Here is a 1,930-nt window from a genome sequence, read left to right as displayed (position 1 = left end):
CCCGTGCGCTGGAAACTCTCAATTCCAACATGATAAATTGGGTAAGGTGTTATATACTGTTCGAAATATGGGCGAAACTTTTTGCTTATGTGCGGTCTTCTAAGTGTCCTTAGTGCCTGCCGTTCTAAATACTGGCTATACTGGAAAGAACATCCCATCTCATGCCCCAATGATTCATGTGTGCGTTTATCCTGGTATCTACCGGCAATCACAAGAGCCTGATTCTCCGGGAGCTTGCTAATCACCTCCCAGAGCTCCGCGCTCATTAGTTCATGGTCCCGTCTCCGGATTGCGTCCGCTTCCAGATCTTCCCCGGTCCTCAAAGTATCGCCCAGTGTATAGTTGTCCTCTTCTTCTCCTATTGGCTCGCTCAGGCTTCGGATTTTGCCCCGCTTTGCGTTCTCTTCAATGCGTTCGAGCTCTTTACCACTTACGCCAAGTAACGCCCTTATTTCCAGTTCTGTGGGCTCTGCTCCATATTCTGTCAAATACTCCTGACGGATACGCTTATACTTTATTACATCATCGTACAGACCGGAGGGAAGGCGCACAGTGCTATTATTCTCTATGTACCTCTGCATTCTCATTTTCAACCAAAAGGATAAATAGCTGATGAACTTGGTCCCCTGATCCGGCTTGTAATGTTCAACTGCAGCATTAAGCCCCAGGTATCCCTCTTGCATCAAATCATCCATTTCGGCATAACCGGAATACTTCCGCGCCATCTTCGCAATAAAGCCCTTGTTCTGTTCCCACAGCTTAAGCATATTCCCTGCCGGATCTTCCCCGGCTCTGATCAGAGTTACAAGCTGTTCATTTGTCCGCTGTTCCATTGTATGCCCTCCTGTCTGGATACAGAAATACCACCCCGCGCAATGCGTCAGAGTGGTACTCCCGTCACTTTGATTTCTAAAGCTCGGCTTGCCTTATATATGATAAGCTGACCGCTGTCAGCGAATCACCTTTATACTGCCAGTTTGTTCTCTACGTAGTAGATCGCCTTTTTCTTATTATCAAGAACAAACGCGTCATAAACAATACGTCCCTCTACCAGTTCGCCAGAGATTCCCGGTGGATCCTGATGCACTCTATAATCTTCTAACTTGGTAGGCGCTACCGTTGCGACCGGGTGACTGATCATAAACCCGGCATTTGCCGGCATACGTTTCTTGGAGATCTTTACAACGTCCATACCATCCACCATTGCTATAACTCCGCTTAAACGCTGCTTCTCTGTCACGTCACAATCAAGCGACAGATCCGGGCACTTCTTCATCATGCGGTATACTTCCGGGACGACCGTCAGCACTCTTTCTGTGTCCGGCACGTCCTCATCATCCAAAAGCTCTGTACCCTTGATGATCTCGTCATAAATGTTTGATTCTGTCAGAGTTACGTCTACGACCTTTGTCCCGGCGTTCGCTGCCATTTCAGCATATACGTACTGGTCAACTTCCGGGATAATGATCTCCCGCTGCTGTCTTGCCAGTGCTGAAGCTCCGGACAGCACGCCTCCGGTCTCGTCCCTGTCCATCTTATCAATAACAAAGGTAAAGGATCTATCCTTTCTCAGTGTAAACTCTTCCAGTTCGTTCTCTACTTTTCCCAGTACGCCGAATCTGGAAGTGTTCTTACCTGTTCCGGCTCTGTCGTAATCGTTCATGCTGACAGTGTTTACTTTATGCACTTTGATTGTGTGCGCCCCTGTCCAGTCGTAGTCATTGTTTGTTAACAGAGATTTTTTACTCTCCGCTGTAAAAAGCTCGTCCACGTGATCTGTGAACTTTGTCACTAAATTAATTGCCATGTTTATTTACCTCTAACGTGCGTTCCTGGCAAATGCTGACCGGATCAAGTCCGACTCTGTTGCTCTGCCTCCAGTGCTCACCCTTGGAGCATTGCCCTTTAGCGCGTCCTTTACGCCCTGCGC

At 47.9% G+C, this 1,930-nt stretch carries 2 protein-coding genes; both read right to left on the bottom strand.

Annotated elements, in window-relative coordinates:
• A partial coding sequence (locus H8S07_RS14200; RefSeq protein ID WP_186856270.1) for a sigma-70 family RNA polymerase sigma factor occupies window positions 1–833 on the bottom strand: 833 nt, incomplete at its 3' end.
• 131 nt (window positions 834–964) lie between these two features.
• Entirely contained in the window at window positions 965–1,807 is an 843-nt protein-coding gene (locus H8S07_RS14195) for a hypothetical protein (protein ID WP_186856269.1), read from the bottom strand.
• Between the last annotated feature and the right edge of the window lie 123 nt (window positions 1,808–1,930).

Source organism: Dorea hominis, assembly GCF_014287705.1.
GTDB classification, from domain to species: Bacteria; Bacillota; Clostridia; order Lachnospirales; family Lachnospiraceae; genus Dorea_D; species Dorea_D hominis.
The sequence above is the reverse complement of the archived record's forward strand: the minus strand, read 5'-3'. Positions and strand labels throughout refer to the sequence as shown.